We start from the raw sequence: 23,287 nt of genomic DNA, 5'->3' as shown, positions 1-23,287 counted from the left end.
AGCCGTGGCAGTTCTGAGCATCGACACGTCCGCCGCGGTCGCCGCCGCCGTCGTCCGCGAGGACGGCGCGCGCCTCGCGTCCGCCGTCGTCCCCGAGCAGCGCCGGCACGCGGAGCTGCTCGCACCGATGGTCGCCGACCTCCTGCTGGAGGCGTCGATCACGCCCGCCGACCTGACGGCCGTCGTCGGCGGGACCGGCCCGGCGCCGTTCACCGGTCTGCGCGTCGGCCTCGTGACCGCCCGGACGACGGCGCTCGCCCTCGGGATCCCCGTGCTGGGCGTACCGAGCCTCGACGCGGTCGCCGCGCAGGCGGTGGCCGACCTGGGTCTGCTGCCCGACGCCGAGGTCCTGGTCGCCACCGACGCCCGGCGTCGGCAGGTGTACTGGGCACGCTACTCCGTGCTCTCGACCGCCGCGGCGTACGGCGTACCCGACCTGCGCCGCACGGACGGGTTCGACGTCGCCGCCGCCGCGGACCTCCGTACCGACGGCGCGACGGTGGTCGGTCAGGGGGCCGCCCTGTACCCCGACGCCCTCCGCGCACCCGAGGACGGCCCGCAGACTCCCGACCCCGTCCTCCTGGCCCGGATCGCGCTGGCGCGCCGCGCCGCCGGCGTCGAGCAGCCGACCGAGCCGCTGTACCTGCGACGGCCCGACGTGCAGGTGCCCGCACCGCGCAAGCGGGCCGTACCGGCGGAGAACCCATGACGATCCTCGACCCCGTGCCCGAGCGACGCATCGCCGGGCCCCGCGGCGGCACCATCCGGCTGCGAGCCCTCGAGGCCCCCGACCTGCGCCGCGTCGTCGTGCTCGAGCAGCAGCTCTTCGGCCGGGGCGCCTGGTCGTACGGCATGCTCGCCGAGGAGCTCGGCGGCCCCGGCCGCTGGTACGTCGCGGCCGAGCCCGAGCCGCTCGACGCCCCAGGACCGCAGGAGATCGTCGGCTACGCCGGACTCTGGTTCGACGGCGACGTCACCCAGATCATGACGATCGGGGTCGACCCCGCGGCGCAGCACCAGGGCGTCGGGACGCTCCTGCTCGACGCCCTCGTCGAGCGCTCCCGCGTCCTGCGGGCCTCGGCCGTGCTGCTGGAGGTCGCGGTGACCAACGACGCGGCCCTCGCGATGTACGCCAAGCACGGCTTCGAGCAGATGGGCCTGCGTCGGCGCTACTACCAACCCGGGAACGTCGACGCGTACACGATGCGCCTCGAGCTGCGCGAGACTCCTGGACCCGTCGGTGCGGAGGCCGTCGAATGACACGAGAAGACGTCCTGGTCAGCCCCGAGCGCCTCGCGTGGGAGCTCGGCTTCGGTGAGCACCCGCACGACTCCGGGGCGTTCGACGACGTCGAGCCACCCGTCCTTCTCGACGTCCGGTGGGCGCTCGGGCAGGACGACGGGCACGAGCGGTACCTCGAGGGTCACCTGCCCGGCGCGGTCTTCGTCGACATGGAGCTCGAGCTCGCCGGCCCCGCGTCCCCCGCGGCCGGCCGCCACCCGCTCCCGGCCCCCGAGGTCTTCGAGCAGGCGGCGCGGAGCTGGGGCGTGCGTGAGGGCGCACCGGTCGTCGTCTACGACGCCACGGGCGGGACGGCCGCCTCCCGTGCCTGGTGGCTCCTGCGATGGGCCGGGCACACCGCCGTCCGGATCCTCGACGGTGGGCTGCCCGCCTGGGTGCGAGCCGACCTTCCCACCGAGTCCGGCGAGGTGCTCGCCGAGCGCGGGGACGTCGTCGTGCGCCCTGGGGGGATGCCGGTCCTCACCGCGAGCGACGCGGCGCTCCTGACCCGCTCCGGGGTGCTGCTCGACGCGCGGGCCGCCGAGCGGTTCCGCGGCGAGGTCGAGCCGATCGACCCCCGGGCCGGTCACGTCCCCGGGGCACGGAGCGCGCCGACCCACGAGAACCTCGACGACGCGGGCTCCTTCCTGGCCGACGAGCGGCTCCGGGAGCGGTTCGCGGCCGCCGGGGTGCTCCCGGGGGTCGACGTCGGCGTGTACTGCGGATCCGGCGTCACCGCCGCGCACCAGGTCGCGGCGCTCGCGGCCGTGGGCATCGACGCGGCCCTGTACCCCGGCTCGTGGTCGCAGTGGTCCCACGACGACGCACGGCCGGTGGCCACGGGCGAGTAGCTAGATCGTGTTGATCGCCTGGGCGGCGTCCAGGCGGGGCGTGCGCGGGTGCGGCGTGCCCGGACCGTCGGCGACGGCGACGTTGACGACGAGCAGCGAGCGCCAGCCGTTCTCGGAGAAGAACTCGGCGTCGACCCCGGCGAAGTCCATGCCGTTCATCGGGCCCGTCGAGAGGCCGGCCGCGCGCAGCGCGAGGATGAGGTAGCCCGCCTGGAGCAGCGCGTTGGTCCGTGCCATCTCCTCCCGGACCTCGGGCATCGCCGCGAACTTGTCGCCCATGCCCGGGACCTGCGGGAACAGGGTGTCCATGTGCCGGTGGAACGCGGGGTCGTAGGCGACGACGAGCGAGAGCGGAGCGGCCGAGACCCGGGCCTGGTTCCCCTCGGCCATGTGCGGGACGAGGCGCTCGCGCGCCTCGGGGCTCCGGACCGAGAGCAGGCGCAGCGGCTGCGTGTTCATGGCCGTGGGGGCCATCTTGACCAGGTCGTAGACGGCGGCGATCTGTGCGTCCGTGACCTCGGCGTCCGAGTACTCGCGGATCGTGCGTGCCTCGCGGAAGAGGAGGTCCGCGGTCGCGTCGTCGATGGCCAGGTCGTGGGTGAGGGTGTCGATGCTCATACCTGGGTGAACCGGGCGGCCGCGCCTGAGAGTCCCGGATCGGGCGTGACGTGCACGACATCGCACGGGGGCCGTCCGGACCCGACTATCCTCGGAGCATGGCTTCTGGTGACCCCCTGGTCCTCGGTATCGAGACGTCCTGCGACGAGACGGGCGTCGCGCTCGTCCGTGGCGACGAGCTGCTCGTCGACGCGGTGGCGTCGTCCATGGACGAGCACGCCCGCTACGGCGGCATCATCCCTGAGGTCGCGTCGCGTGCGCACCTGGAGGCGATGGTCCCCACGATCCAGCGTGCGGTCGGCCAGGCGGACGTCGACCTGAGCGAGGTCGACGCGATCGCGGTCACCGCCGGTCCGGGCCTGGTCGGTCCGTTGACGATCGGGGCCGCTGCGGCCAAGTCTCTCGCCGTGGCCCTCGGCAAGCCGCTCTACGGGGTCAACCACGTCGTCGGGCACGCCGCCGTCGACCAGCTCGTCGACGGGCCGTTCCCCGACCGCGTGATGGCGCTCGTCGTCTCCGGGGGGCACTCCTCGCTCCTGCTGGTCGACGACATCGCGACGTCCGTCACCGAGCTCGGTTCCACGCTCGACGACGCGGCGGGGGAGGCATTCGACAAGGTCGGTCGCCTGCTGGGCCTGCCGTACCCCGGCGGACCCCACATCGACCGTCTCGCGCGGGAGGGTGACCCGACCGCGATCCGGTTCCCGCGAGGGCTCACGGCGCGCAAGGACCAGGAGAAGCACGCGTACGACTTCTCGTTCTCCGGCCTGAAGACGGCCGTGGCCCGTTGGGTCGAGACGCGCCAGGACGCGGGGGAGGCGTTCTCGCTCGAGGACGTCGCCGCGTCGTTCGCGGAGTCGGTGGCGGACGTCCTGACGGCCAAGACGATCGCCGCGTGCGAGCGCCACGGTGTCGACACCCTCGTGATCGGCGGCGGGTTCTCCGCCAACTCGCAGCTGCGGGACATGGCGCGGGCACGGTGCGCCGAGGCGGGCATCGACGTGCGGATCCCGCCGATCAGGTTCTGCACCGACAACGGGGCCATGATTGCGGCCCTCGGGTCCGCCGTCGTGCGGGCAGGCGTCGCGCCGTCGTCCCTGGACATCGGGGTGGACTCCTCGATGCCGCTGACCACCGTCTCGGTCTGAGCTACAGCGGGCGCCCGGCTCGCATCTCCTTGACGAGGGACCCGACGACGGCGTCGAACGCCCCGGCGTTGCGCCGGGCCACCGCGCGCTGGCGCTGGTACGACGCACCGCGGCGCAGCGTGACCTTGAGGTCGGCGAGCTCGTCGGCGCACCCCAGGCGCGCGGCGACGGGCGCCAGGTCGGTCACGAGGTCGTCGATCGCGTCGGTCACCAGGCGCTCGTCGCCGGCCGCGTTCGTGATGATGATCGCGTCCATGCCGTAGCGGGCGGAACGCCACTTGTTCTCCTGCAGGAACCACGGCGGCAGGGACGGGAGCTCCCTGCCCTCGTCGATCATCGTGGAGAAGTGCTCGACGAGGCAGTGGGTCAGTGCCGCGATCGCGCGCAGCTCGGTGATGTTGGTGATGCCGTCGCAGACCCGCATCTCGAGGGTGCCGAAGTGGGGCGCGGGGCGGATGTCCCACCGGACCTCGTCCCAGGAGTCGATGACCCCGGTGTGCAGCATGTCGTCGACGTAGTGCTCGAGCTCGTCCCAGTCGTTGAACTGGAATCCGAGGCCGGCGGTCGGGAGCTGCTGGAACATCAGCGCGCGGTTCGAGGCGTAGCCCGTGTCCTTGCCGCCCCAGAACGGCGACGACGCGGAGAGCGACTGCAGGTGCGAGAAGAAGCAGTGCATCGCGCGCTGGATCGGCAGGACCTTGTCCCGGTCCTCGATGCCGACGTGGACGTGCACGCCGTAGATCAGCATCTGCCGGCCCCACCACTGCGTGCGGTCGATCAGGGTCTGGTACCGCTTCTTGTCGGTGACCTTCTGGTGGTCCCACCGGGCGAACGGGTGCGTGCCCGCGCACATCAGCTCGACGCGCAGGGGGTCGGTCACCGAGCGGATGCGGGTGATCGCACGCTCCAGGTCGTCGGCCGCCTCGCGGACCGTGCGGCGGGGCTCGCTGACCACCTCCACGGTGTTGAGCAGCAACTCCTGCCGCAGGTTGGCGTCGAGGTCGCCCTGCTCGTCCGTCATGGCGTCGAGCACGGTCGCCGCCACCTGCCGGAGGTCGCCGGAGTCCGCGTCCACGAGTGCGAGCTCCCACTCGATCCCGATCGTGGACCGCTCCGAGGGGGTGAACTCCAGCGTCATCGACGGCCGTCCTTCCGGTGCGCGTGGGCGTGGGGCTCGACGACCAGCACCGTCTGGGCACCGGCCACCCTCGTGAGGATGATCGTCGCTTCCGCGGATCCTCGCAGATCGAGCTGGCGGCGCAGCTGCTCGGGGACGACGGCGGTGCCGCGCTTCTTGATGGTCAGTCGCCCGACGTCCCGCTCGCGGAGGTAGGCCTTGAGCCGCTTGAGGCCGAACGGGAGCGTGTCGAGCACGCGGTATCCGGTCGCGAGGCCCGCGGCGAGCCCGTTCGCGGCGGGCGGGACCACCTCGTCGGTGGTGACGTAGGCGATCGTCCGGTCGACCAGGCGTCCGCCGAGGCGCTCCGCGGCGTGCGCGACGAGCCCCGCGCGGATCACCGCTCCGTCCGGCTCGTAGAGGTGCGCCCCGAGCCCGCCGACCTCCGGGGCGAGGTCGAGGTCGCCCCGCACCGTCTCGGCGACGGTCGTCGGCCCGTCGTCCCCGTGGACGGTGGCGAGCACGAGCGCGCTGTGACCGGGCCCGTCCGGAGCCAGCGGCCCGAACCAGATCCCGGCCTCCACGACGTCGCCGTCGACCGAGACCCACTGCGTCTCGGCGTCCTGCGGCAGGCCGGCGTGCGCGATCCCGGGACCTACCTTGATCCCGACGGCAGGGACGACGTCGCGCAGTCCCCACACGTCGTCGAGCGGCGGGGCGTAAGCCTTCGGGTCGACGATGCGCGCCCCGCGCCGGGTCCGGCGCGCCGGGTCGGCGAAGACGGCGTCCACGCCCTCGGCCGCGAGGTCGAGACCCAGACCGTCGGCGTGGCGCACCACGGCGGTGGGGAAGTGGCGGAGGTTGACCGTCGCGATCGCCGCCGTCGCCTCGTCGATGTCGGTGGCCAGCACCCGGAGCCCGGCCCCGGCGAACGTCATGGCGTCGGCGCCGATCCCGCAGGTGAGGTCGGCGACGTGCGACGCACCGGCGTCGTGGAACCGGCGCGCGTGGCGTGCGGCGACGACGAGCCGGGTGGCCTGCTCGAGCCCCGCCTGCGTGAACAGCATGCCCTCGGCGAGGTCGCCGAACTTGGCGCGGCCGTCGGCACGGAGACGGGACTGCGTCATCGCCGCCGCGGCGAGCGCCGGGTCCACGCCCTTGGCCCGCAGGCCCTCGAGGAGGACCATCGCCTCGGACTCGTCGTACGGCGGCAGGGCGTTCAGGAGCGACCAGCCCTCGGGCGTGAGCAGCGGCGTCAGCGAGGCGGCATCCATGCCGTGAGTCTTTCACGCGCGGGGGCGCCCGGACCGAGTTCTGGCACTCGTGTTGACCGAGTGCTAAGCGGGGCATAGATTTGTCAGTGGATCATCGTCGGCGATCGCGTCGCGACGATCCACGCACACACCAGTCCGGTCGGCACCCGCGACGACGCCCGGTCCAGGAGTGCACTTCCATCCGTTGAAGTTCTCACTGCGAAAGGGAGGTCCGACGTGTCGGTCTCCATCAAGCCGCTCGAGGACCGGATCGTCGTGAAGGCCCTCGAGGCCGAGACCACGACCGCTTCCGGTCTCGTCATCCCCGACACCGCCAAGGAGAAGCCCCAGGAGGGCGAGGTCCTGGCGGTCGGCCCGGGCCGCATCGACGACAAGGGCAACCGCGTCCCCGTCGACGTCGCGGTCGGCGACAAGGTCATCTACAGCAAGTACGGCGGCACCGAGGTGCGCTACGACGGCGACGACTACCTCGTCCTGTCGGCTCGCGACGTGCTGGCGGTCGTCGTCCGCTGACGCACCGCACCACGTCGAAGGCCCCGCGATCATCATTGGTCGCGGGGCCTTCGTCGTGCTGTCTCAAGAATGTGCTGTGTCGAGGAAGCTGGGTGAGTTGTTCAGGGTCGCGTCACCGTGGGAGCTGTCGACGGGTGGCGAGGTGGTGCGTCGGCACGCGGACCGAATCCGGTCAGACGGCCTTCCCGGCGCGCTCGGCGAGGATCGCGCTGCGCTCGTCCTCCGAGAGCCCGCCCCAGACGCCGTAGGGCTCGCGCACGCGGAGCGACTGCTCGCGGCACTCCATCATCACGGGGCAGCTGTGGCAGATGGCCTTGGCCGCGTCGGCACGGCGCCGGCGGGTCGAGCCACGCTCGCCCTCGGGGTGGAAGAACAGCGTGTCGTCGACGTCTCGGCATGCGCCCTGGTACTGCCACTCCCAGAGTTCCATGACCGGACCTGGCAACCTCGAAATCTCCGTCATGCGGATCAACATACAAGCGTTGCAGAAGTTGTTCAAGGGGCTGCGGGTGACGAACTTCTCGTCAACCCCGATCGGGGGCAAACCGCGCCATAGTCGCGCCGTCTGCGATTCCCCGGCGAGGCGCGCTAGCCGGTGGCACTTTTGCTCTGCACAATCGAGGCATGACGCAAACCCGGCCCCCGTCCGACGACGGAGATTCCAGTGCATCGGGAACCCGTGGACCAGCGCTGACCGTCGCCGCCGTCGCCCGTCGGCTCGGCGTCGCGCCGGCGACCCTGCGGACCTGGGACCGGCGCTACGGCCTGGGTCCCTCCGGCCGGACCGCGGGCTCGCACCGGCGGTACACGGCGGAGGACGTCGCGCGACTGCTCGTCATGCGTGGACTCACGCTCGAGGGTGTCGCACCGGTCGACGCGGCGCAGGCCGCGCTCGAGGCCGACCTCAGCAACGTCGACCCGTCGGAGGACCTGGCTCGCGTCACCGCCGCGGCGACCGACGACGCGGCCACCGCTCTCGCCGGTGGGTCGGAGCCGGGGGAGAGCGCAGGGCCGGAGGGTGACGAGAAGCCTGCCGCCCGTGGATTCCTCCGGGCGGTTCCCGACGCGCCCGGCTCGTCGGACGAGCCGGGGGGTTCGAGGCCGCCGCGGCAGTCGCCCGGTGGAGCGAGCGGGGCGGGCGGGACGACGGCACGCGCGGACGTCTCGGACATCGTCGACGCGGCCACCGCCTACGACGAGGCCGCCTGTGCCACGCTCCTGGAGATCGGCGTAGAGGGCGACCCCGGGACGTGGTGGACCGGGCTGGTCGAGCCCGCGTTCCGGAGGCTGTACGAGCGCACCGTCCTGGCGGGCGCCGGCGAGGACCCCGTGGTCGGGCTCGCCAACGCGACGCTCGACGCCCTGCGGCGCTACAGCCGTGCGCGCGAGGAGGCCATCGTCTCCGCCGGCGGGCCCCCGGCCAACCACCCCAGCCGGATGCGCAAGCTCGTCCTGATCTTCGTCGCGCCGGAGGAGCGGTTGCCGATGGCGGCCCACGCGCTCGCCGCGGCGCTCAACGCGCAGGGTGCGGCGACGCGTATCGTCACCGGCCCGACCAACGCGCACCGCTCGTGCGAGCTCGTGACGATGGTCCGGCCCGCGGCGATGGTGACCGTGACGTCGCTCCCGCGCCCCGAGCTCGACATCGTCAGCGCCGTCCACGAGGCCAACCCCGACCTGCCCATCTTCGTCGGGGCGAGCGCGGACAGCGCCGCACGTGACCTGCCTCTCGCGTCGACGGTGCTGCGCGTGCGGTCGTTCACCGGGCTCCTGCACGAGGTGCTCGCGCTCGTCCGGTGAGAACCCGTGACCGTCGGTCACGCCGTCGGCCGTAGGATTGAGGCGTGACGGACCCGATCGCTGACTCCCGCCCCCTGGACCACGACCCGTTCGGCTTCACGGGCCTGACGTATGACGACGTGCTGCTGCAGCCCGGATACTCAGACCTGGCGCCGACGGACATCGACACGACGACGCGGCTGACGCGCGAGATCTCCATCCGCGTGCCGCTGATCTCCGCCGCCATGGACACCGTGACCGAGTCGCGGATGGCCATCGCCATGGCACGCCAGGGAGGCATCGGTGTGCTGCACCGCAACCTCTCCATCGAGGACCAGGCGTACCAGGTCGACCTGGTGAAGCGGACGCAGACCGGGATCATCTCGAACCCGGTCACGATCAACGCGGACGCGACCCTCGAGCAGCTGGACCAGCGGGCCGGGGAGTACCGGATCTCCGGCTTCCCCGTCGTCGGCAAGGACGACGTCCTGATCGGCATCGTCACCAACCGCGACCTGCGGTTCACCCCCGTCGCGGAGTGGGCGACCACCACGGTCGCCGACGTGATGACGCACATGCCCCTGATCACCGGGCCGGTCGGGATCTCGCGCGACGACGCGACGATGCTGCTGCGCCGGCACAAGCTCGAGCGCCTGCCGCTGATCGACGACGCGGGACGGCTCGCGGGGCTCATCACCGTCAAGGACTTCGTGAAGTCCGAGCAGTTCCCGAACGCGTCCAAGGACGGCCAGGGTCGGCTGCTCGTGGGTGCGGCGATCGGCTACTTCGGGGACGCGTGGGAGCGTGCGACGACGCTCGTCGAGGCCGGTGCCGACGTGCTCGTGGCCGACACCGCGCACGGCAACGTCCGCATGCTCATCGACATGGTGCGCCGTCTGAAGACCGACCCGGCCACCCGCCACGTCCAGGTGATCGGCGGCAACGTCGCGACGCAGCAGGGCGCGCAGGCCTTCGTCGACGCGGGTGCCGACGCCGTGAAGGTCGGCGTGGGCCCCGGCTCGATCTGCACCACACGGATCGTCACCGGGGTGGGGGTGCCTCAGGTGACGGCCGTCTACGAGGCGTCGAAGGCCGCACGTCCCGCCGGCGTGCCGGTCATCGCCGACGGCGGCATGCGGCACTCCGGGGAGATCGGCAAGGCCCTCGTGGCCGGCGCCAACGCCGTCATGCTCGGGTCGATGCTCGCGGGCACGGAGGAGTCGCCCGGCGACACGATCCTCGTCAACGGCAAGCAGTACAAGGCCTACCGCGGCATGGGCTCGATGGGTGCCATGTCCTCGCGCGGCAAGAAGTCGTACTCCAAGGACCGCTACTTCCAGGCCGAGGTCGCGAGCGACGACATGATCGTCCCCGAGGGCATCGAGGGGCAGGTGCCCTACAAGGGCACGCTCACCGCGGTGGCCCACCAGCTCGTCGGCGGACTGCACCAGACGATGTTCTACGTCGGTGCCCGGACGGTCCCCGAGCTGCAGGAGAAGGGGCGCTTCATCCGGATCACCGCGGCCTCCCTGCAGGAGAGTCACCCGCACGACGTCCAGATGACGGTCGAGGCACCGAACTACGCCGGACGGTAGGCAGGGCCCGGGGCCTGCCTACCGGAACCGTACGACGACGGCCGGTCACCGACAGGGTGACCGGCCGTCGTCGTACGGCGTGCGGGGTGGCTCAGTCGCGGAACGTCTCGATCTGCGCCCCGAGCTCGCGCAGCCGGTCGGCGAGCTGCTCGTACCCGCGGGCGATGATGTCGACGTTGCGCAGCTCCGACTCACCCTTGGCCGCGAGCATCGCCAGCAGGATCACGACGGCGGGCCGCAGCGCGGGCGGGCAGCTCACCTCGGCGCCCGACCAGCGGGTGGGGCCCGTGACGTCGAGCCGGTGGGCGTCGAGGAGCCGGACGTTCGCGCCGAGGCGCGTGAGGTCGGTCAGGTGGATCGCGCGGCCGTCGTAGACCCAGTCGTGGACCAGCGTGCTGCCGTCCGCGCAGGCGGCGATGACGACGAAGAACGGCAGGTTGTCGATGTTGAGTCCCGGGAACGGCATCGGGTGGATCGTGCCCTGCGAGGCGACGAGGTCGCTCGGGTAGACGGTGATGTCGACAAGGCGGGTGCGCCCGTTGCGGGCGAGGTACTCCGGGGACTCCTCGTAGCGGAGTCCCATCTCGGCCAGCATCGCGAGCTCGATCTCCATGAACTCGATCGGGACGCGCTGGACGGTGATCTCCGAGTGCGTGACGATCCCTGCGGTCAGGAGGCTCATCGCCTCGACCGGGTCCTCGGAGACGGCGTACTCCACGTCGACGTTCACGTCCGTGACGCCGTGCACGCGGAGCGTCGTCGTGCCGATGCCCTCGATCCGGATCCCCAGCAGGTCGAGGTAGAAGCAGAGGTCCTGGACCATGTAGTTGGGTGAGGCGTTGCGGATGGTGGTCACGCCGTCGTGGCACGCGGCCGCCATGATCGCGTTCTCCGTGACGGTGTCGCCGCGCTCGGTCAGCACCACGGTGACGTCCCCGGTCCGGGGCGTGACCGCGGCCTCGTAGAAGCCGTCCGTGGCGGTCACGGCGAGGCCGAACGGCCGCAGCGCGATCATGTGCGGCTCGACGGTGCGGGTGCCGAGGTCGCAGCCCCCGGCGTACGGGAGCCTGAACTCGTCCTCCAGACCCAGCAGAGGGCCGAGGAACATGATGATCGAGCGCGTGCGCCGTGCCGCCTCGGTGTCGATGTTGGCGAGGTCGAGGTGGTCGGGGCGGACCAGCTCCAGGTCGCGACCGTTCGCCGACCACGTCGCCCGGACGCCGACGCTCGTCAGGACGTCGAGGATGCGGTCGACCTCCACGATCCGTGCGACGTCGCGCAGCGTCGTCCGGCCGCGGTTGAGGAGCGAGGCGCACAGCAGCGCGACCGCGGCGTTCTTCGAGGAGTTCACGCGGATGCTGCCGCTGAGCTGCTGACCGCCGGTCACGCGCAGGTGGGAGTGCTTGGGTCCGCCCAGGGTGACGAGCTCGGTCGAGAGCGCCTCGGAGATCCGCGTGATCATGTCCAGGCTGATGTTCTGTGCGCCCTGCTCCACCCGGTGGACGGCGCTCTGGCTGGTGCCGAGGCGCTCGGCCAGCTGGGCCTGGGTGAATCCACGGTGCTGGCGCGCGCCGCGGATGAGCGTGCCGACCTGGACCAGGTGTGCGGGGGTCTCCTCAAGAGTGGTCATGCGGCGACGTTAACTCACAGATGAGATGCCGAGGGGCATCGAACCGCGTCTTCGAGGGTTCTTCACGAGATGTGCACAGCCCGGCATTCGAATGGTGAGTTGGCGGCCTATGCGCTACACGGCCAGGCGACCGAGGCTCCCTCGCCCTCGAACCCCTGCCGTCGACGCCACTCGTTGAAGTTCGTCGCCCACTCGCGGTGCGCGGCGACCTGGAACTCGTGCAGCTCCGGCAGCGCCTTCGTGGTGACGTCCGGGTGCCGGGCGACGATCGCCGCGAGCACGTCCAGGGTGGCGATGACGTCGACGTCGGCCGAGTGCAGGCCGGCTGCACCGGCGACGACGCCGTACTCGTCGCAGAGGTTCCCGAGCCGTCGCTTGCCGCGACGGTAGCGGTCGAGACCGCGGTCGAGCACCAGCGGGTCGATCACGGGGCTGACCGGCCGGCCGATCCGGTCGGAGATCGTCGGCAGGCCGTGGCGGCCGAGCTCCGCGTCGAGGATCGAGAGGTCGAACGACGCGTTGTAGGCGACGACCGGGACGCCACGGTCCAGCTCCGCGGCGATGGCCCGGGCGATCTCCTCGAGCGCCTCGGCCGGCGGCCGGCCGTGCTCGCGGGCGTGCTCGGTGCTGATCCCGTGGATGGCCGCCGCCTCGGTCGGGATCTCGACACCCGGGTCGATCAGCCACGTGCGCACCGAGGTGGTGTCACCCTCGCGCAGGACCAGCGCCGCCGTGACGATCCGGTCGGTCGCGACGCCCACCCCTGTCGTCTCGGTGTCGAAACCCAGCAGAGGCCCGGTGCTCCAGGTCATGTCCACGCCCTTCGTCGTCGTCGCCGGGTGTCCCCGACGACTCCGAGGCAACCACGAGCCTCCGACAGTCGTCCGCACGGCCCGGCGTGCGATCTCCGCACGGACGGACGAGAGTTGACCCAGACGGACAGTGGAGGGTCGATGGAGTCCAGGGTGTTGGTGCTCACGTCGGACGGCGGCGTGGAACGGGTCGAGCTCACCGAGCCGTGGCGAGAGCTCGAGGGCCGCGGGGCGACGTTGACGCACGTGGCCACGGGCCGCGACGTCGGGCTCGTGGACGCGGACCTCGACGCGTCCGGGACCCGGACGGCCGACGTGCTGCTGGGCGACGCCGACGTGCCGGACCTCGTCGCGGAGCACGAGCTGCTGCTCGTGCCCGGCGGGACGGTCAACGCGGACCGGCTGCGGACGGAGGACGGCGCGGTCGCCCTCGTCCGGGCGTTCGCCGAGGCGGGCCGGCCGGTCGCCGCGATCTGCCACGGGCCGTGGCTCCTCGTCGAGGCAAACCTGGTCCGGGGCAAGGATCTGACCTCGTTCCCGAGCCTGCGCACCGACGTCGTGAACGCCGGGGGGACGTGGCACGACCGGGCGCCCGTGATCTGCACCCGCCGGGGCTGGACACTCGTCACGGCCCGCAGCCCCGAGGACCTCGAGGAGTTCTCGGACGCCGTCTGCGACATCCTCGGACTGTGACGCGCCGGACACGGGCCGGGCGGGGGCGCGGCTGGCCGGTAGGCTGTCCGGGTGAGCAACGAGATCGAGATCGGCCGTGGAAAGCGTGGTCGCCGCGCATTCTCCTTCGACGACATCGCGGTGGTGCCCTCGCGGCGCACGCGCGACCCGAAGGACGTGTCCGTCGGGTGGCAGATCGACGCCTACCACTTCGACCTGCCGATCGTCGCGGCGCCGATGGACTCGGTGATGAGCCCGGCCACGGCCGTCCAGCTCGGCAAGCTCGGTGGCCTCGGCGTCCTCGACCTCGAGGGCCTGTGGACCCGGTACGAGACCCCGGAGCCGCACCTCGCCGAGATCGCCTCGCTCGCACCCGCCGACGCGACCCGACGCATGCAGGAGCTCTACGCGGAGCCGATCAAGGCCGAGCTGATCACGCAGCGGCTCAAGGAGATCCGTGACGCGGGCGTCACCGTCGCCGGTGCGCTCTCCCCGCAGCGCACCCAGGAGCACTACCAGACCGTCGTCGACGCCGGTGTCGACCTCTTCGTCATCCGCGGCACCACGGTCTCGGCGGAGCACGTCTCGGGGAACGCCGAGCCGCTCAACCTCAAGCGCTTCATCTACGAGCTCGACGTCCCCGTGATCGTCGGCGGAGCCTCCACCTACACGGCCGCGCTGCACCTCATGCGGACCGGGGCCGCGGGCGTCCTCGTCGGGTTCGGCGGCGGCGCCGCGCACACCACCCGCGTCTCGCTCGGCATCCACGCCCCGATGGCGACCGCGGTGGCCGACGTCGCGGCGGCGCGGCGCGACTACCTCGACGAGTCGGGCGGACGCTACGTCCACGTCATCGCCGACGGCGGGGTCGGGCACTCCGGGGACATGGTCAAGGCCGTGGCCTGCGGTGCCGATGCCGTCATGCTCGGCGCGGCGCTGGCCCGGGCCGACGAGGCGCCCGGCCGCGGCTGGCACTGGGGCCCCGAGGCGCACCACTCGCAGCTGCCGCGCGGCGAGCGCGTCGAGGTCGGCAACCACGGCCCGCTCGACGAGATCCTCTTCGGTCCCGGACGTCAGGCGGACGGCACCACGAACATCGTCGGTGCGCTGCGCCGGGCGATGGCGACCACGGGATACTCGGACCTCAAGGAGTTCCAGCGCGTCGAGGTCGTCGTCTCGCCGTACCAGCCGCGCTGACCGTCGGGGTCGTACCCGCCGGATAGCCTGGGTGCATGGACAACCCTTCCGCGCTCTCCGCCTCCGCCGGCCCGCTGGACCCGGAGCACCCCGCGTCGTCGTACGCCCTGGAGCCCGACGTCGCGACGCCGCTGATCGCGCGCATCGTCACCTCGCAGACCAGCGGGACGCACACCTCCGAGCTCCCGTTCACGGGCGCGCCCCTGGTGACGTTCCCGACCTCGTCGGACGACGACGTCGAGCTGGCGTTCTCCCGGGCACGCGCCGCACAGCCGTCGTGGGCGGCCACGGCCCTGCGGGAGCGAACCGCCGTGCTGCGACGGTTCGCCGACCTGGTGCTCGAGCGTCAGACCGAGGTTCTGGACATCGTTCAGATGGAGACCGGCAAGTCGAGGACGAGCGCGTTCGACGAGGTCGCGTACTGCTCGGTGGCTGCCCGGCACTTCTCCGTGCGTGCAGGTCGATATCTCGCAGACCGGCGCGAGCCGGGCATGTTCCCGGTCCTCACCTCGGTGACGGTCGACCGTCGCCCGGTCGGCGTCGTCGGCGTCGTGTCCCCGTGGAACTACCCGCTGACGCTCTCGGTGTCCGAGCTCCTCCCCGCGCTGGTCGCGGGCAACGCCGCCGTGCTGCGGCCGGACCCCCAGACGACGCTGACCGCGCTCTGGGCCGTCGAGCTCCTCGCCGAGGCAGGGCTGCCCGACGGCGTGGTCCAGGTGGTCGCCGGTGGCGGCGAGATCGGGGCGGCCGTCGTGGACCGGGCCGACCACATCGCCTTCACGGGGTCCACCCCGACGGGCCGGGTCGTCGGTCGCCGGGCCGGGGAGCGCCTCATCGGCGCGACCCTCGAGCTGGGCGGGAAGAATCCCCTGTACGTGGCCGACGACGTCGACCCGGTGCTCGCCGCGTCCGGGGTGGCGCGTGCGTGCTTCGCGAACACCGGCCAGCTCTGCGTCTCGATCGAGCGGCTCTACGTCCACGAGGACGTCCTCGACGAGTTCCTCGAGGTGTTCGTCCCGCTCGTGCGCGACCTGCGCCTCGGGACGGGGCTCGACTACGGCTACGACATCGGGTCCCTGACGTCGCAGGCCCAGCTCGACCGCGTGCAGGGGCACGTCGAGGACGCGGTCGCCCGCGGTGCGCGCGTGCTCGCCGGCGGGGTGCACCGCACCGACGTCGGGCCGTACAGCTATGCGCCCACCGTGCTCAGCGACGTTCCCGACGACGCGGTGTGCACGACGGAGGAGACGTTCGGGCCGGTGGTCGCGATCACGGTCGTGGGCTCGGACGACGAGGCCGTCGAACGCATGAACGCGACGCAGTTCGGGCTCAACGCGAGCGTGTGGACCGGCGACACGCGCCGTGGCCGTCGCATCGCGGCCCGGATCGACGCGGGCACCGTCGGCGTCAACGACGGGTTCACGTCGGCGTGGGGCTCGGTGGGCGCACCCCAGGGCGGCCACAAGTCGTCGGGCCTCGGGCGGCGCCACGGCCGGGAGGCGATCGAGGCGATGACCGAGTCGCGGAGCATCGTCGTCCAGCACGGCGTGATGCGCGGACTGAGCCTGGACACGCTCTACGACACGGGCGCAGCCCGGGCGACGGGCCTGCTCACCGGCGCGCTGCGGCTGATGAACAGGCTCCGCCTGCCGTAGGGGCTCTCGCCCGTCAGGCGCCGGTGGCCTCCAGGCACTGGCGGGCTATCGCCAGCTCCTCGTTGGTGGGGATCACCATGACGGTGGTCCGCGCCCACTCGGGAGAGATCACGCGCGGCTCGCTGATCCGCCCGGCGTTGCGCTCCGGGTCGACGGCAAAGCCGAATCCCTCGAGCCCCTCCATCACGCGGGAGCGGACGACGTCGTCGTTCTCGCCGGCCCCGGCCGTGAAGACGATGACGTCGACGCGGCCGAGGACCGCGGCGTAGGCGCCGATGTACTTGCGGAGCCGGTGCAGGTAGACGTCGAGCGCGAGCTCCGCGTCCTCGTCTCCCTCGGCGATGAGCTCGTGCAGCGCACGGAAGTCGTTCTCGCCGCTCAGCCCCTTGAGCCCCGACTGCTTGTTGAACAGCGTGTCGACCTCGTCGACGTCCATCCCCGCGTTGCGCATCAGGTGGAAGACGACGGCGGGGTCGATGTCGCCCGTCCGGGTGCCCATGACGAGGCCCTCGAGGGGCGTCAGGCCCATCGAGGTCTCGACCGCCGCCCCGCCGCGCACCGCGGACGCGGAGGCCCCGTTGCCGAGGTGCAGGACGATCTGGTTCAGGTCCTCGAGGCGCCGACCCAGGACTCGTGCGGCCTTCCCGGAGACGTAGTTGTGCGACGTGCCGTGGAAGCCGTACCGGCGGATACCGTGCTCCTCGGCGACGTCCTTGTTCAGGGCGTACGTCGCGGCAGCCTCGGGCAACGTCGCGAAGAAGGCGGTGTCGAAGACGGCGACGTGGGGGACGTCGGGCAGGAGCTCGCGGGCCACCTCGATCCCCGTCGCGTTCGCCGGGTTGTGCAGCGGGGCGAGCGGGATCAGGTCGCGGATCTGCCGGAGCACGTCGTCGTCGATCAGGGTCGGCTCGGAGAAGATCGCCCCGCCGTGGACGACACGGTGCCCGACCGCGCGGACGTGGGCGTCCTCGATCGACGGGCCGACCTCCTCGAAGATGCCGAGAGCGAGCCGCAGGGCGTCGCCGTGGTCGGCGATCGGCTGCTCGCGCACCGTCGCGTTGCCGGCGAACTTGTGCTTGAGGAGCCCGGGGCCGTCCTCACCGATCCGCTCGACCAGGCCCGTGGCGATCGCCTCGCCGCCCACCGGGTTGACGAGCTGGTACTTCAGGGACGACGAGCCGGAGTTGAGGACGAGGACCGACCCGTGGGCGCCTCGTGCGGTGGTGACGCCGTCGCCGGCGGGAAGTGTGCTCATGCGGGGTCTCCCTGAGAGGTTCCGGCCTGCGCCTGGATGGCGGTGATGGCGACGGTGTTGACGATGTCCTGGACCAGCGCGCCGCGCGACAGGTCGTTGACGGGCTTGTTCAGGCCCTGCAGGACCGGGCCCACGGCCACGGCGCCGGCTGAGCGCTGGACGGCCTTGTACGTGTTGTTGCCCGTGTTCAGGTCCGGGAAGATGAACACGGTCGCCTTGCCCGCGACGTCGGACCCGGGCATCTTCGACGCGGCGACGCTGGCGTCGACGGCCGCGTCGTACTGGATCGGGCCCTCGACGAAGAGGTCCGTCGAGCGCTCCCGCACCAGGGCGGTCGCGTCCCGGACCTTCTCGACGTCGGCACCCGAGCCGGACGCACCCGTCGAGTAGGACAGCATCGCGACCTTCGGGTTCACACCGAACTGCGCGGCGGTCGCGGCCGACGAGATGGCGATGTCTGCGAGCTCGGTCGCGGACGGGTCGGGGTTCACGGCGCAGTCCCCGTAGACGAGCACGCGGTCCTCCAGGCACATCAGGAAGACGGACGAGACGACCGAGACGCCGGGAACGGTCTTGATGATCTCGAACGACGGCCGGATCGTGTGGGCCGTGGTGTGCGCGGCACCGGAGACCATCCCGTCCGCGTCGCCCATGTGCACCATCATGGTGCCGAAGTAGGAGACGTCGGTGACGATCTCCCGAGCCCGCTCGACGGTCATGCCCTTGTGCGCCCGCAACCGTGTGTACTCCGCGGCGAACCGGTCGACGTACGCCGGGTCGTGCGGCGACAGGATGCGCGCCGCCTCGATGTTGAGGCCCAGCTCGATCGCGCGCGAGCGGACCTCCGGCTCCTCGCCGAGGATCACGAGGTCGGCGACCTGCCGGCCGAGGAGCGTCGACGCCGCCCGCAGGATCCGGTCGTCCGAGCCCTCGGGGAGCACGATCCGCTTGCGGTCCGCCCGCGCCCGTGACAAGAGCTCGTACTCGAACATCAACGGCGTGACCGTGTCCGGACGGGGGACGTCGAGGTGCTGCAGGAGCGTGGCGCCGTCGACGTTCTGCTCGAACAGGGCCAGGGCCGTGTCGATCTTGCGCTGCGAGTCCTTGGTCACCCGACCCCGGACGCGGGACGCGGCGCTCGCGGTCCGGAACGTACCCATCTCCGTGCGGATGACGGGAAGGCGCGGGTCGAGGTCGGCGATCAGGTCGGCGCTCGTGGGGGGCGGGTAGAAGCCGCCGTTGAGCACGATGCCGGCGATCGACGGAAAGCCCGGGGCGGAGTGCGCCGCGATCAGGCCGATGAGGAGCTCGGCGCGGTCGCCGGGGGTGATGATCAGGGCGCCGTCCGTGATGCGCTCGAGGAGGTGCTCGAGGCTCATCGCGCCGACGAGGACGTCGAGGACCTCGCGGCCCAGCAGCTCGCGGTCGCCGAAGACGAGCCGGCCGTCGACGGCCTCCATCATCGCCTGGACGGTCGGTGCGGTCAGGAACGGCTCGTCCGGGATCGCCCAGGAGGGCAGGTCAAGGGCGTCGAGCTCGGACCGGACGGTCTCGAGGTCCGTGGGGGTGCAGCGGTTGGCGATCACGCCGACCGGCTGTGCGTGGTTGGCCTGCAGCTCGCCCACGGACACCTCCGCGAGCTGGCGGATGCCCCCGGCGTCGCGGTTCCTCCCGGAGACGACGAGGAGGACGGGGGAGCCGAGGTTCGCGGCGACGCGGGCGTTGAAGGCGAGCTCGGTCGGGCCGGCGATGTCGGTGTAGTCCGTGCCGATCACCACGACGACGTCGCACACGGCCGCCACCGCGTGATAGCGGGACAGGATCCGGCTCAGCGCGGCGTCCGGGTCGGCGTGGACGTCCTCGTAGGTCACGCCGATCGCGTCCTCGTAGGCCAGGTCGACACCGTCGTGCGCGAGGAGGAGCTCGAGGACGTAGTCGCGGTCCTCGGCGGCGTCGCCGCGTGCGGTGTTCCGCGCGACCGGCCGGAACACCCCGACGCGGGTCGCGCGCCGGACGAGCTGGTCCAGGACACCTAGGGCGACCGTCGACTTTCCGGTATCGCCCTCGGGGCTGGTGATGTAGACGCTGCGTGTGTTCACGGCTCGGCTCTCGCTCGACGATGGTGGTACCCATTCCATCGCATTGCACCGGTGAGTGCACGGGGTTCCGGCCCGCGAGAGCCGTGGTCTCGGTCTCAGTTCGCCGAGGACGGTCGGGAAACGCGCGGCTGGGGGCGGTTCGACGGTCGTGCGGTGCGCTCCCCGGAGTCGCTGGAGCCGGTCTCTGGTGGTGGCGGTCGCGCTGACCGACACGATGCCTGGGCGTGGTGATCTCTTGGTGCGGGTCGAGCCGGGGTGCGGCGGAGCGCTGACACGCCCGCCGCACCCCGGCTACCGGTTATTCGTTGTCGCCCCCCGTGGCGGCGTTCGCGTCGACGTCCTGGCCGAGCCCGGCGGCCGCGGCCTCGGGCCAGACCCAGTCGCGGACCTCGGGGATGTCCTCCCCGTGCAGCCGGGTGTACTGCCGCGCGGCGAGCCGTGAGTCCACCATCCGCTGACGCAGGCTCGCCCGGCTGGTCCGGAGGCCCGGGACGCGGTCGATCACGTCGATCACCAGGTGGTAGCGGTCGAGGTCGTTGAGCATCACCATGTCGAACGGAGTCGTGGTGGTGCCCTCCTCCTTGTACCCGCGCACGTGGATGTTCGAGTGCCCGGTGCGGCGGTAGGTCAGGCGGTGGATCAGCCACGGGTAGCCGTGGTAGGCGAAGATGACCGGCTTGTCGGGCGTGAAGATGGTGTCGAAGTCGGAGTCGCTGAGTCCGTGCGGGTGCTCCTTGGCGTCCTGCATCCGCATCAGGTCGACGACGTTGACCACGCGGACCTTGAGCTTCGGGATCTCGCGGCGCAGGATGTCTGCCGCCGCGAGAACCTCCAGCGTGGGGACGTCCCCGGCGCACCCGAGGACGACGTCGGGCTCCTCACCCTCGGTCTCGGTGCCGGCCCAGTCCCAGATGCCGAGCCCGCGGGTGCAGTGGGCGACGGCCTGGTCCATGGTCAGGAAGTCGGGAGCAGGCTGCTTGCCCGCGACGACGACGTTCACGTACTGCTTGGACCGCAGGCAGTGGTCGTACGTCGACAGCAGCGTGTTGGTGTCCGGCGGCAGGTAGACGCGGACGATCTCGGCCTTCTTGTTCACGACGTGGTCGATGAAGCCCGGGTCCTGGTGGCTGAAGCCGTTGTGGTCCTGGCGCCACACGTGGCTGGAGAGCAGGTAGTTCAGGCTGGCGATCGGTCGACGCCACGGGATCTCGTCCGTCACCTTCAGCCACTTGGCGTGCTGGTTGAACATGGAGTCGACGATGTGGATGAACGCCTCGTAGCAGTTGAACAGGCCGTGGCGGCCCGTGAGGAGGTAGCCCTCGAGCCACCCCTGGCACTGGTGCTCCGAGAGCATCTCCATGACGCGGCCGGCGCGGGCGAGGTGGTCGTCGACCTCGGGGCCCTCGAACTCGGCGTTCCACTGCTTGTCCGTGGCGTCGTAGACGGCCTGCAGGCGGTTCGACGCGGTCTCGTCCGGTCCGAAGATGCGGAAGTTGTCCGGGTTCTGGCGGATCACGTCGGTGAGCCACTGGCCGAGCACCTTCGGTGCTTCGGTCATGCCGCTGCCGGGGACCGGGACGTCGACGCCGTACTCGCGGAAGTCGGGCAGCCGCAGGTCCTTGAGGAGCTGGCCGCCGTTGGCGTGCGGGTTCGCGCTCATGCGGAGCTCGCCGGTCGGTGCCAGCTCGCGGATGTCCGCGGCGATGCGGCCCTCGTCGTCGAAGAGCTCGTCCGGGCGGTACGAGCGCAGCCACTGGTCCAGCACCTCGAGGTGCTCGGGGGTGTCCCGGGCGTTGGCCAGCGGGACCTGGTGCGCGCGCCAGGATCCCGTCGTCTTCTTGCCGTCGATGTAGTCGGGTCCGGTCCATCCTTTGGGGGTCCGGAAGACGATCATCGGCCAGCGCGGTCGGTCCACGTCCCCGGAGGCGGCCCGGGCCTTGATCTCGGCGATCTCGTCGAGGACCGTGTCGACCATCGTGGCGAAGCGTCGGTGGATCTCGGTGTGCGACTCGTCGTCGAACCCGGCGACGAACACGTGCGGCTCGTGGCCGTAGCCCCGCATCAGGGCGACGAGCTCGTCGTCGTCGATGCGTGCCAGCACGGTCGGGTTGGCGATCTTGTACCCGTTGAGGTGCAGGATCGGCAGAACGACACCGTCCTGGGCCGGGTGGACGAACTTGTTCGAGTGCCAGGACGTCGCGAGCGGCCCGGTCTCGGCCTCGCCGTCACCCACGACCGCGGCGACCAGAAGGTCCGGGTTGTCGAACGCGGCACCGTAGGCGTGCGAGAGTGCGTAGCCGAGCTCGCCACCCTCGTGGATCGACCCGGGCGTCTCGGGTGCGACGTGCGACGGGATCCCGCCAGGGAACGAGAACTGGCGGAAGAGCCGACGCAGGCCCTCGGTGTCCTCGGTGATCGCGGGGTAGATCTCGGAGTAGGTGCCGTCGAGATAGGCCGAGGCGACCAGGCCGGGACCGCCGTGGCCGGGGCCCGTGATGAAGATCGTGGACTGCTGCCGCTCGGCGATCGCGCGGTTCAGGTGCGCGTAGAGGAAGTTCAGGCCGGGCGTGGTGCCCCAGTGACCGAGAAGACGTGGCTTGACGTCGTCGACGTCGAGCGGCGTGGTCAGGAGGGGGTTCGCGAGGAGGTAGATCTGGCCGACGGACAGGTAGTTGGCGGCCCGCCACCACCGGTCGATCCGCTCGAGCGTCTCCGCGGACACGTCGCCGTGCCCGGCGGCCCATGCGTCCGTGGCGGGGCGGGGGGTGGTCAGGCTCATCACGCACTCCATTTCGCAGGGGACTGCTGGTGCGTCCATCCAACATCAGGTCGGTTGGCCTCGCGCGTCTGTGGCCGATCCGCCGCGTGAGGCGTCGCACGTCACGCCCGAGAATGCGGAGGTGCGGCCGGTGCACGGTTACCGTAGGGGCGTGGCCTCGACCGAACCGCGCGCGTCCTTCTGGCAGGTGGCCCGTCGTCCCCGGATGATCGCGCTCCTTCTCATCTTCCTCGTCGCCGCGGGCGGCTGTGCACGTCTGGGGATCTGGCAGATCGACCGGGCCCAGGCCAAGGGTGAGCTCGCCGAGAAGCAGGCCGCCCTCGAGGCGGCGGAGGAGGGTCCGGAAGGACTCGGCGTGCTGCTGCCGCCGCAGACGACGATCGCCGGCAGCCTCGTCGGTCGGACGGCCTGGGTCGAGGGGACGTACGAGGACGAGCAGTTCCTCGTCCCGGACCGCGTCCTCGACGGCGAGGACGGGTTGCTCGTCCTCAGCCCGCTCCGGGTCACCGACGACGGGACCGACGGGGAGTCCTGGGCCGACCTCTCCGGTCCGCCCGTGCTCGCGGTCGTCCGGGGCTGGGTCCCCGCCGGGACCGAGATCGACGATCCTGCGCTCGAGACGCCCGACGGCGTCGTCCGGCTCACCGGCTACCTGCAGGCGGGCGAGGCCTCGGCGGACGACACGACCCTCCCCGAGGGGCAGATCGGCGCCGTCTCGACCGCCGAGCTCGCCAACGTCTGGGGGTCACCGATCTACAGCGGGTACCTCGTCGAGCGGTCCTCCGAGCCCGAGCAGATCAGCCCGGACGACGGCGGTCCCGAGCCGCTGCCGCGTCCGACGATCTCCGGCGGCGAGGGGCTCGACCTCCGCAACGCCTTCTACGCGCTGCAGTGGTTCGTCTTCGGCGGGTTCGCCGTGCTCTTGTGGGTGCGGCTCGTGCGGGACGAGGCGTCCGGTCGGCGCGGGCTCGCGCAGCTCCCGATCGACTGACCGTCGGACGCGCGCCGGACC

20 protein-coding genes are annotated in these 23,287 nt (G+C 71.7%); 11 read left to right on the top strand and 9 right to left on the bottom strand.

Annotated features, from left to right (window positions below; all coding sequences use genetic code 11):
• Positions 1-4: 4 nt before the first annotated feature.
• Genes tsaB through BLU20_RS11900 form a run of 3 tightly spaced genes read left to right on the top strand, consistent with a single transcriptional unit; the run spans position 5 to position 2,132 of the window.
• The gene (gene tsaB, locus BLU20_RS11910; RefSeq protein WP_083372655.1) at positions 5-709 is read left to right on the top strand and encodes a tRNA (adenosine(37)-N6)-threonylcarbamoyltransferase complex dimerization subunit type 1 TsaB; all 705 of its coding nucleotides are present in this window, start codon (positions 5-7) and stop codon (positions 707-709) included.
• Positions 706-1,260: a ribosomal protein S18-alanine N-acetyltransferase gene (rimI, locus tag BLU20_RS11905; RefSeq protein WP_083372654.1), complete on the top strand. Its 555-nt coding sequence runs from the start codon at positions 706-708 to the stop codon at positions 1,258-1,260. The genes tsaB and rimI overlap by 4 nt, the downstream gene beginning before the upstream one ends.
• Positions 1,257-2,132, top strand: coding sequence for a sulfurtransferase (locus BLU20_RS11900; protein ID WP_083372653.1), 876 nt, complete (start codon positions 1,257-1,259; stop codon positions 2,130-2,132). The genes rimI and BLU20_RS11900 overlap by 4 nt, the downstream gene beginning before the upstream one ends.
• Here BLU20_RS11900 and BLU20_RS11895 read toward each other — a convergent pair whose 3' ends face one another.
• On the bottom strand, positions 2,133-2,750 hold the full coding sequence (locus tag BLU20_RS11895) for a malonic semialdehyde reductase (RefSeq protein ID WP_083372652.1): 618 nt from the start codon (positions 2,748-2,750) through the stop codon (positions 2,133-2,135).
• A 98-nt stretch (positions 2,751-2,848) separates the two neighbouring features.
• On the opposite strand from BLU20_RS11895, the gene tsaD reads away from it, so the two are divergent.
• Positions 2,849-3,898 (top strand): tRNA (adenosine(37)-N6)-threonylcarbamoyltransferase complex transferase subunit TsaD, encoded by a 1,050-nt coding sequence (tsaD, locus tag BLU20_RS11890; RefSeq protein ID WP_029252224.1) that lies wholly within the window; start codon positions 2,849-2,851, stop codon positions 3,896-3,898.
• A gap of 1 nt (position 3,899) precedes the next feature.
• Here the strand turns inward: tsaD and BLU20_RS11885 are convergent, their stop codons facing one another.
• Positions 3,900-5,036, bottom strand: coding sequence for a glutamate--cysteine ligase (locus tag BLU20_RS11885; protein WP_029252225.1), 1,137 nt, complete (start codon positions 5,034-5,036; stop codon positions 3,900-3,902).
• Positions 5,033-6,289 carry a THUMP-like domain-containing protein gene (locus tag BLU20_RS11880; RefSeq protein WP_083372651.1) on the bottom strand — a complete coding sequence of 419 codons (1,257 nt, stop codon included), beginning with the start codon at positions 6,287-6,289 and terminating at the stop codon, positions 5,033-5,035. The genes BLU20_RS11885 and BLU20_RS11880 overlap by 4 nt, the downstream gene beginning before the upstream one ends.
• Positions 6,290-6,505: 216 nt before the next feature.
• Here BLU20_RS11880 and groES point away from each other — a divergent pair, with 216 nt between their 5' ends.
• Positions 6,506-6,802: a co-chaperone GroES gene (gene groES / locus BLU20_RS11875; RefSeq protein WP_029252227.1), complete on the top strand. Its 297-nt coding sequence runs from the start codon at positions 6,506-6,508 to the stop codon at positions 6,800-6,802.
• Positions 6,803-6,974: 172 nt separating this feature from the next.
• On the opposite strand, the gene BLU20_RS11870 is transcribed toward groES, so the two are convergent.
• A complete protein-coding gene (locus BLU20_RS11870) occupies positions 6,975-7,265 on the bottom strand; it encodes a WhiB family transcriptional regulator (RefSeq protein WP_029252228.1) in 291 nt (96 codons plus the stop codon).
• 161 nt (positions 7,266-7,426) lie between these two features.
• Here BLU20_RS11870 and BLU20_RS11865 point away from each other — a divergent pair, with 161 nt between their 5' ends.
• Positions 7,427-8,602 carry a MerR family transcriptional regulator gene (locus BLU20_RS11865; protein WP_029252229.1) on the top strand — a complete coding sequence of 392 codons (1,176 nt, stop codon included), beginning with the start codon at positions 7,427-7,429 and terminating at the stop codon, positions 8,600-8,602.
• A 44-nt stretch (positions 8,603-8,646) separates the two neighbouring features.
• The gene (gene guaB, locus BLU20_RS11860; RefSeq protein ID WP_231959214.1) at positions 8,647-10,176 is read left to right on the top strand and encodes an IMP dehydrogenase; all 1,530 of its coding nucleotides are present in this window, start codon (positions 8,647-8,649) and stop codon (positions 10,174-10,176) included.
• A 91-nt stretch (positions 10,177-10,267) separates the two neighbouring features.
• On the opposite strand, the gene BLU20_RS11855 is transcribed toward guaB, so the two are convergent.
• Positions 10,268-11,806 carry a helix-turn-helix domain-containing protein gene (locus tag BLU20_RS11855; protein ID WP_083372650.1) on the bottom strand — a complete coding sequence of 513 codons (1,539 nt, stop codon included), beginning with the start codon at positions 11,804-11,806 and terminating at the stop codon, positions 10,268-10,270.
• Between the two features lie 107 nt (positions 11,807-11,913).
• Positions 11,914-12,618 (bottom strand): exonuclease domain-containing protein, encoded by a 705-nt coding sequence (locus tag BLU20_RS11850; protein ID WP_083373055.1) that lies wholly within the window; start codon positions 12,616-12,618, stop codon positions 11,914-11,916.
• A 141-nt stretch (positions 12,619-12,759) separates the two neighbouring features.
• Here BLU20_RS11850 and BLU20_RS11845 point away from each other — a divergent pair, with 141 nt between their 5' ends.
• The 3 genes from BLU20_RS11845 to BLU20_RS11835 are packed head-to-tail and all read left to right on the top strand — an operon-like array spanning position 12,760 to position 16,142.
• Positions 12,760-13,311, top strand: a complete 552-nt coding sequence (locus BLU20_RS11845) for a DJ-1/PfpI family protein (RefSeq protein WP_083372649.1) — start codon at positions 12,760-12,762, stop codon at positions 13,309-13,311.
• A gap of 51 nt (positions 13,312-13,362) precedes the next feature.
• Positions 13,363-14,487: a GuaB3 family IMP dehydrogenase-related protein gene (locus tag BLU20_RS11840; protein ID WP_083372648.1), complete on the top strand. Its 1,125-nt coding sequence runs from the start codon at positions 13,363-13,365 to the stop codon at positions 14,485-14,487.
• Positions 14,488-14,522: 35 nt separating this feature from the next.
• Positions 14,523-16,142, top strand: a complete 1,620-nt coding sequence (locus BLU20_RS11835) for a succinic semialdehyde dehydrogenase (RefSeq protein ID WP_083372647.1) — start codon at positions 14,523-14,525, stop codon at positions 16,140-16,142.
• Between the two features lie 13 nt (positions 16,143-16,155).
• Here BLU20_RS11835 and BLU20_RS11830 read toward each other — a convergent pair whose 3' ends face one another.
• The 3 genes from BLU20_RS11830 to BLU20_RS11820 form a co-directional block, all read right to left on the bottom strand.
• Positions 16,156-17,397 (bottom strand): acetate/propionate family kinase, encoded by a 1,242-nt coding sequence (locus BLU20_RS11830; RefSeq protein ID WP_043109207.1) that lies wholly within the window; start codon positions 17,395-17,397, stop codon positions 16,156-16,158.
• Positions 17,394-19,496 (bottom strand): phosphate acetyltransferase, encoded by a 2,103-nt coding sequence (pta, locus tag BLU20_RS11825; protein WP_029252237.1) that lies wholly within the window; start codon positions 19,494-19,496, stop codon positions 17,394-17,396. Before pta ends, BLU20_RS11830 begins: the two co-directional genes overlap by 4 nt.
• Positions 19,497-19,794: 298 nt before the next feature.
• The gene (locus BLU20_RS11820) at positions 19,795-22,275 is read right to left on the bottom strand and encodes a phosphoketolase family protein (protein ID WP_083373054.1); all 2,481 of its coding nucleotides are present in this window, start codon (positions 22,273-22,275) and stop codon (positions 19,795-19,797) included.
• 151 nt (positions 22,276-22,426) lie between these two features.
• Here BLU20_RS11820 and BLU20_RS11815 point away from each other — a divergent pair, with 151 nt between their 5' ends.
• On the top strand, positions 22,427-23,266 hold the full coding sequence (locus BLU20_RS11815; protein ID WP_231959213.1) for an SURF1 family protein: 840 nt from the start codon (positions 22,427-22,429) through the stop codon (positions 23,264-23,266).
• Positions 23,267-23,287 lie beyond the last annotated feature (21 nt).

Origin of the sequence: Paraoerskovia marina, assembly GCF_900105445.1 — a bacterium.
Taxonomy (GTDB): Bacteria; Actinomycetota; Actinomycetes; order Actinomycetales; family Cellulomonadaceae; genus Paraoerskovia; species Paraoerskovia marina.
The sequence above is the reverse complement of the archived record's forward strand: the minus strand, read 5'-3'. Positions and strand labels throughout refer to the sequence as shown.